Below are 3,586 nucleotides of genomic sequence, written 5' to 3'. Positions count from 1 at the left end.
GGGTGCACTTTTGGGTGCACTAGCCAGTGATTCCCGAAAGCCATTTCGTGCATTCCCGCAGGTCAGCCGGTGTGGGCCAGGTGGGGCTTGAACCCACGACCGACGGATTATGAGTCTGTCGTTTGGTACCCTAGAACCGCAGGTCAGAGGGCATAACCGCAGGTCAGAGCCCTAGTGGTGTGCTCCATTCCGGCATACTCCTGCACAGGATAGGGTGCACCTTAGGGTGTACCGGATTGGGGCAGTCATGGACGAGCGACGAGAGCGCGGCACCGGGTCGATCTTCCAGCGCCACAACGCGACCTGCCCGCCTCCAGGCGACGACGGCGAGCGACCAGCACACCGCTGCCGAGGACTGTGGGTCGTGCGCGTCGAACTGCCATCCGACGGGCACGGCAGGCGACGACGCGAGACCACCTTCAAGGACCGTGCCGCAGCCGTGGCAGCACTCCGCACCCTGCGCCGCGACCTCGACCGCAGCGGCGACCTGCCCACCTCGAGCCCCACCGTCGCCACCTGGGCCGCGCTCTGGCTATCGCGCACCGGCCCAACGCTCAAGCCGCGCACCCTCGCCGAGTACCGCGGCCACGTCGACCGGTACATCCTGCCCACCATCGGCCGCATCCGGCTCGACAAGATCACCACCGCGCACGTCTACCGGGTGCACGACGCCGTGACCGGGGCAGGACTGTCCACGACCACCGCGCTCCAAGCCCACGCCGTCATGCGCAAGATGTTCGGGGACGCCGAACGCGAAGGGCGCATCGGCCGCAACCCCGCCGAGCTCGCCGTCGCACCACGCCGCGCCGTCGCCGTCCGACCAGCACTCACCGCCGCACACGCCGCCGCACTCCTCGCGCACCTCGACGCCACCGACGACCCCTACCTGCCGCACGCCGCCGTCGCACTCCTCGCCGGACTGAGACAAGGCGAACGGCTCGGCATCACCGTCGGCGCACTCGACCTCGACGCGGCGATGCTGACCGTCTCATGGCAGGTGCAGCGACTCACCTACCGGCACGGGTGCGGCACCCCGCCGACGTGCGGACGCAAGCGCGGCGGCAACTGCCCGGGCCGCGCCATCGACATCCCCGCCGACCAAGAGGCCGTGCACCTGACGGGCGGACTGTGGCGCACCCGGCCGAAGTCGCGCGCCGGGTGGCGACAGGTCCCCCTCGCCGGACCGCTCGCCGACGTCCTGGCCGGACTCGTGCCACCCGACGCCGACCCCGACGCGCTCATCTTCACCCGCGCCGACGGCAGACCCATCGACCCATCCGACGACGCCGCCGCATGGGATGCCGCACTACGAGCCGCCGGCCTGCCCGACGTGCCCCTGCACTCCGCGCGACACACCTGCGCCAGCCTCCTCGCGCAGATGGACGTGCCCGAGCACATCAGGATGCAGGTCCTCGGGCACTCGTCGGCGACCGTCACCCGCGGGTACACGCACCTGACCGACGACCAGACGCGCGCCGGGATGGGCAAGCTCGGCCGCGCGCTCGACTGGCGTGCATCACCCGAACAGGTGACCGGCTGACGTCACGCGGCGCGTCGGTGCGCCGCCGCAATCCTTGTCGGTGGCCGGGCATATGGTCCACTTGATCAACACTGAGCGCCTTGGGGGATGTGCGTGGACGAGTGGAAGATGCTAACCCGGCTCGGCTGGACTGTCGTGATCGCGCCGTACATGCGCGACACCGGGTGCCTCGTCGAAACGCAACGGATCGCACTCATCGACGGGAGACTCAGCCCCGACGAGCGGCTCGAGGCTGCTCGCGGGCTGCTCACTCTCGCGCTCGACTACGAGCTGGGGACGTACCGGGTGTCCGAGACGCGCCTGGAGTAGATGCCGGGCTCTCCCCGGCATGGGTATTGGGGGTCGAGTCGTCATGGCTCGTCACGTCCTTCGGTAGGTAACCGGCGTCGGTGAGCGCGGCGTCCAGGACGCGGAGATACGGGACGCCGATCACCGTCGACAGCCGTCGCAGGTGATCGGGCTTCGGCATCGAGACGCCGGCGATCCACTCCCCGATGGCACTACGCGACACCCCCACAGCGGCGGCAATCGCGGCACTCGACGGCGTGTACGCCTGCGAGTCCTTGTGCTCCTGGATGAGCTGACCGATCGCACCCATGTTCTCCACCTCCTCACCTGCTCGTGTTGACGAGCACCACGGTTGCCTACTGCGGACACACCGGCAACCAAGGTGGGCACCTGTGTCCAGCGCTACATGCGCCACGAGTGGGCACCAAGTTATCGCAGCGCGCCCTACGTGTCGCCGCAGGTCAGCGCCTACCTGCGAAAGAACACCGGCGTAGTTCCTTGACGAGTGGGCACCTTCGGCATACGTTGTGTGCAGAGATACTGGACACAACGCAAGGAGGCGACTACCGTGGGAACCACAGCACGAACACAAGGGGAGGTCTGGATGATCCTCACGGATCGCAAGCGCCTGGCGAAGCTGATGCTGATCCAGGGCGTATCGCAGCGAGAGCTAGCCGAGGCGGCGGGCTGGAAGTCTCACGCCTACCTCGGTCGGCTCATGCGCGGCGAGGTCAACACGCTCGAGGTCGAGCCGGCCGCGCGCATCGCGCACTTCCTCGGCGTCGGCGTCGACGACCTGTTCATGACTCGCGTGTCCGGCGTTGCCGGACGGAACGTGAAGCGGAGGGCGGCATGACCCCCCTCGCCTACACGATCCCCGACGCCGCACAGGCCGTCGGCCTGTCGGAGCGGTCCATCCGCGACGCCATCCGCAGGGGCGACCTCGCACCCCGCTACTTCGGCTCCAAGCCGCTGATCCCCGCAGCCGAGCTCGACGCGTGGCTGCACTCGCTCCCGTCGGAGCGCTCCTCCGCCTGACCCCGGACGCGACAGCGGCCGCCCACCTCCCAGGCAGCGGCCGTGTCGTTCAACCTTCAACGAACAGGAGTCTACCAATGACCCGCAAGCAGACCACCAGCGACGACCTCCTCGCCAAGATGCAGATCGCCGCGCGGCTCGTCCGGCACCTGAACGCCGCCGGGTTCGAGGTCTCCAGCGTCGACGTCATGCGCAGCTCGATCTACGCGCACCTGACCGGCCCCGGCGGCGACCACGACTCGCGCCCGGGCGCGCTGCACGTCGCCGACGTCGCGCGCCTGGGCGTCTCGAACATCAAGGACTTCGACACGTGCACGACGGTGGACACGACGTTCGGGGGCGTCGACGTGACCCTCTTCGGTGCGCGCACCGCCCCCGAGGCCCGGCAGGCACAGGCGGAGGCGTGGGACGAGGGCGTGGACGCCGTCGCGGAGTACATGCGCCGTGGTGACCCGTCCCAGCTGCCCCCGGCCAACCCGTACCGGGCGATCGAGGACCCGCGCACGCTGCGCAGCATCGCCGGGTACTCCTGCCCGTGCGGGGCGCGTGGCTGGCTGCAGGAGGGCGCGTCCGACGAGGACCGTGCCGCGTTCGACGCCGAGGCGGCCACGCACGACGACTGCGGGGTGACGGAATGACCTCCCCGACCCGCGCCTACCTCGTCACGCGCGCCACCGTCCGCGCCGCACTCATCACCGCCACCTTCACGGCCCCGCTGTG

General features: G+C 69.6%; 6 protein-coding genes. 5 read left to right on the top strand and 1 reads right to left on the bottom strand.

The window, feature by feature from the left end; all coding sequences use genetic code 11:
• Positions 1-364: 364 nt before the first annotated feature.
• Both ABWK99_RS14745 and ABWK99_RS14740 read left to right on the top strand, forming a co-directional pair.
• The gene (locus tag ABWK99_RS14745; protein WP_372595453.1) at positions 365-1,540 is read left to right on the top strand and encodes a tyrosine-type recombinase/integrase; all 1,176 of its coding nucleotides are present in this window, start codon (positions 365-367) and stop codon (positions 1,538-1,540) included.
• 93 nt (positions 1,541-1,633) lie between these two features.
• Positions 1,634-1,849, top strand: coding sequence for a hypothetical protein (locus ABWK99_RS14740; protein WP_372595454.1), 216 nt, complete (start codon positions 1,634-1,636; stop codon positions 1,847-1,849).
• Here ABWK99_RS14740 and ABWK99_RS14735 read toward each other — a convergent pair.
• On the bottom strand, positions 1,788-2,138 hold the full coding sequence (locus tag ABWK99_RS14735) for a helix-turn-helix domain-containing protein (RefSeq protein WP_372595452.1): 351 nt from the start codon (positions 2,136-2,138) through the stop codon (positions 1,788-1,790). The genes ABWK99_RS14740 and ABWK99_RS14735 overlap by 62 nt on opposite strands.
• Positions 2,139-2,432: 294 nt before the next feature.
• Between ABWK99_RS14735 and ABWK99_RS14730 the strand changes: the two genes are divergently transcribed.
• From ABWK99_RS14730 to ABWK99_RS14720, 3 genes are all read left to right on the top strand, one after another.
• Positions 2,433-2,684 carry a helix-turn-helix domain-containing protein gene (locus tag ABWK99_RS14730; RefSeq protein WP_372595451.1) on the top strand — a complete coding sequence of 84 codons (252 nt, stop codon included), beginning with the start codon at positions 2,433-2,435 and terminating at the stop codon, positions 2,682-2,684.
• Entirely contained in the window at positions 2,681-2,866 is a 186-nt protein-coding gene (locus ABWK99_RS14725; RefSeq protein ID WP_372595450.1) for a helix-turn-helix domain-containing protein, read from the top strand. Before ABWK99_RS14730 ends, ABWK99_RS14725 begins: the two co-directional genes overlap by 4 nt.
• A 77-nt stretch (positions 2,867-2,943) precedes the next feature.
• On the top strand, positions 2,944-3,504 hold the full coding sequence (locus ABWK99_RS14720) for a hypothetical protein (RefSeq protein WP_372595449.1): 561 nt from the start codon (positions 2,944-2,946) through the stop codon (positions 3,502-3,504).
• Positions 3,505-3,586 lie beyond the last annotated feature (82 nt).

It is taken from the genome of Actinotalea sp., from assembly GCF_041597215.1.
Taxonomy (GTDB): Bacteria; Actinomycetota; Actinomycetes; order Actinomycetales; family Cellulomonadaceae; genus Actinotalea.
This window is presented reverse-complemented; position numbering and strand designations above follow the sequence as displayed.